Raw genomic sequence first — 2,750 nt, forward strand, 5'->3', positions numbered from 1 at the left:
TTTGCGCAGGAAAAGCTGTTCACCGATCAGGTAAAGCGCCTGGCTGAAGTCCATGGCGACGTCGTCGTCCTCGACCTCCGCGAGGAGGAGGTCATCCACGCCGGCAACCGGTTCATGATCTACGCGCTGTATCCGCAGGCCCGGGTTTCCATGCATGTCCTGTGGGGCCTGAAGCAGCAGAACACGGTGTTCGCCGTAGGAAAGTCGATCATCGACCGCACGTCGCCGGTCGCGGTCGGGCCGCTGATGCTGGAATACGGCGGCGGCGGCCATCTTGCCGCCGGCACTTGCCAGATCCCCAACGAGGATGCCGCTGCGGTCCGGGCGGAGCTGATCCGCAGGCTGGCAACTCCCCGATAATATTTCCTGCCCGAGCTTCCGGTTTTCTTTACGACAGGCGCTGCTTAATGGTAGCGGCTTATGATGCAAAGGCGAAGGGCGGCTCTTCCGGTGCAATCGATGAACATCGACGCATATGACAAGACCGCCGCCAAGGCGCACGCGCGTGCCATTCAGCGAACCACCGGAGCCTTGGCGATAGCGGTGGTCCTGCTGATCCTTCTGCCCGTCGTCGCGGCGCAGGCGGCGTCAGGACCGCTTCCGGGCGCGGGGCTGCTGCTCGGAGCGGCGGCGGTCTGGCTGCTGTTCAGGCTGAGCAGCCTCACGAAGCGCTCCATCCAGACCGTGGACCTGCTGGTGGATGAGGGCAGGCGGCTGCGCGAAAGCGAAGAACGGTATCGGACGATCGTTACGGCAACCCCGGAACTGGTGATGATCGCCCGCAACGGGCTGGTCGATTACGTCAACGGCAACGGGACGGCCATGCTCGGCGCCGAGTCTGACGACTTCATCCTGGCGCGCCCTGTAGCCAGCCTGCTGGGCGCCGGTACCTCGGCGGTCGATCGCGGTCACGTCCTTGCCGCCCTGTCGGCAGGTGCCGGGCTGCCCCGATGCGAAGTCTGGTTGTCCCGGTCGGACGGTACGGCGTTCTGCGCCGAGTTGACGGGTGTGCCGCTTCCGTCGCTGACGGACCGTATGGTCCTGCTGATGGCGCGCGACGTCTCGGACCATCGTCGGATCGAGACATCGTTACGCGACGCGAAGGAGCAGGCTGAACTGGCCAACCGGACCAAGAGCCAGTTCCTCGCCAACATGAGCCACGAGTTGAGGACACCGCTCAACGCCATCATCGGCTTTTCGGAAATCATCGCCGACGACAGCTTCGGCCCGGACGGCCTGCCGATGTATACCGAATACGCCCGCGATATCCGTGACAGCGGCAGGCATCTCCTGACCGTCATCAACGACATCCTGGACTATTCCCGGATCGATGCCGCCAAGACCGAGCTTTCCGACGACATCAACGACATCGGAGACGTCATATCCGCCTCGATTCGCGTCGTGATCAACCGTGCCGAGAGCGCCGGGGTTCAACTCCGCCAGTCCATCCATGAAGGGCTTCCTCCCGTCGTCGCCGACACACTTAAACTCAAGCAGATCCTGCTCAACGTCTTGTCGAACGCGGTCAAGTTCACCGAAAGCGGCGGGAGCGTCATGGTGTCCGCCGGACTGGCGGAGGATGGCGGCGTCGATATCCAGGTCGAGGATACCGGCATCGGCATGAACGAGGATGAACTGGCTCTCGCCTTCCAGCCCTTCGCCCAGGTCGAAAGCACGCTGAACCGCAAGTACGAAGGGACGGGGCTGGGCTTGCCGATCACCAAGTCGCTGACCGAACTTCATGGCGGCAGCCTTGTCATCAAAAGTGCCCCGGGAGTCGGCACTTCGGTCACCATCCACCTGCCGGCCAGCCGGGTCTTCCGGCAGTCGCCCGGCGGACAGCGGGAGCGCGTCAGCGGCTTCGTGGGCTGACGACCAGCAGCTTGACGACGTCACCCATGACGAACCGGTTCTCGATGACGGAAAGCCCGGCCTGTTCCAGATACGACTCGTACCGTGCCGTGTAGCGGGCGGCGAAGGCGAAGTTCAACCAGGGTGAGGCGACCCGCATCATCAAGCGGACCGGCGCCTTCCGGGACAGCGTGTAGTCGAGGATGCGGATCGTCCCGGTCGGCTTGCAGATCCGGCTCAACTCGCGCAGCACGGGAAGTTGCAGCTCCTCCGGAAGGACGCAGAAGACGAAGGTCACCGCGATGGCGTCGAAATGATCGTCCGGAAAGCTGGTGCGGGTCAGGTCCATTTCCAGGAACTCGGCCTCGACGCCTTCCCGGGCCGCCCGCTTCGCGGCGCGCGACAGCATGGCAGGGCTGTTGTCTACCGCAACGATCGTCGCGTTTCGCGGATAGAATGGAATGTTGCATCCGGTGCCGGCCCCGGCATCCAGCACCATTCCGGCCGAGTCTCGAAAGACTTCGCCCCGAAGCCTTCGCTTCCAGGAGACCTCATAGGCCTTATCCAGCACATCGTACAGGGGAGCGATGCGCTCGTACTTCTGATAACTCATCGCCGGTCATCCTTTCCAGCAAACGATCAGCCCTGTGGACTGCGCTGCGGATACCCGGTGCCGTCGTTTATGGCAAATGAACCTTTCTATGACTTGGCGTTACAGTAATAGGGCAGGGATCAGCGCTTGCCTCCGAGGATCAGGACGAAACGGTTGTTCGCCGTCATCGGAGGCCTGATTTTACGCAGCTGTTCTTCTTCCCGCTTTGCGAGCACGTCCTCGAGCTTGCGGATTGGCCGCAGAAGATAGGGGCTGATGTTCAAGCTCGTCGTCTCGTCCATGACAC

General features: G+C 62.7%; 2 protein-coding genes and 1 pseudogene. 2 read left to right on the top strand and 1 reads right to left on the bottom strand.

The features are described from left to right. Both AC5JJ6_RS07975 and AC5JJ6_RS07980 read left to right on the top strand, forming a co-directional pair. Positions 1–360 (top strand): annotated as a pseudogene (locus AC5JJ6_RS07975) (exopolyphosphatase); the annotation flags it as partial. Positions 361–459: 99 nt separating this feature from the next. Further along, complete coding sequence (locus AC5JJ6_RS07980; protein ID WP_496041524.1) at positions 460–1,872, top strand: sensor histidine kinase; 1,413 nt, start codon at positions 460–462, stop codon at positions 1,870–1,872. Here AC5JJ6_RS07980 and AC5JJ6_RS07985 read toward each other — a convergent pair. Next, positions 1,853–2,464 carry a class I SAM-dependent methyltransferase gene (locus tag AC5JJ6_RS07985; protein WP_496041525.1) on the bottom strand — a complete coding sequence of 204 codons (612 nt, stop codon included), beginning with the start codon at positions 2,462–2,464 and terminating at the stop codon, positions 1,853–1,855. The two genes, AC5JJ6_RS07980 and AC5JJ6_RS07985, sit on opposite strands and share 20 nt — an antisense overlap. Positions 2,465–2,750: the final 286 nt, after the last annotated feature.

This window comes from Skermanella sp. (assembly GCF_059503625.1).

Excerpts from the sequence above, each read along its gene's own strand:
- AC5JJ6_RS07980 (WP_496041524.1), top strand. The coding sequence starts at position 460 with ATGAACATCGACGCATATGACAAGACCGCCGCCAAGGCGCACGCGCGT.
- AC5JJ6_RS07985 (WP_496041525.1), bottom strand. The coding sequence starts at position 2,464 with ATGAGTTATCAGAAGTACGAGCGCATCGCTCCCCTGTACGATGTGCTG.